The 284-nt window shown below is 54.2% G+C and carries 1 protein-coding gene; it reads left to right on the forward strand.

The window, feature by feature from the left end; translation table 11 throughout:
• A partial coding sequence (locus N6G83_RS54695) for a hypothetical protein (protein WP_260524455.1) occupies positions 1-284 on the forward strand: 284 nt, incomplete at both ends.

A 284-nucleotide genomic window follows, 5' to 3' on the forward strand; every position in this document is an offset into this window, starting at 1 on the left:
ACCAAAGACAGCGAGCAGAAAGCCGAACAAATTAAGCAGTTGCAGCAGGCCAGCGCCAAGCTGCAAGAGCAACAGATCGCGGCTCAAACCAAAACTACCGATGAAAAAGCCCAGTTGGCTGCACAGCTACAGCAAAACCAGCAGGCGTTGGCGAAGCTGCAAGAACAGTTGTCTGCCCAGACCAAAGAGCGTGAGCAAAAGGCCCTGCAGGTAACACAGCTGCAAGATCAACTGGCTGCGCGCAGCAAAGAGAACGAGCAGAAGACCCAACAGGCGATGGCGAA

It is taken from the genome of Serratia sp. PL7, assembly GCF_945957435.1.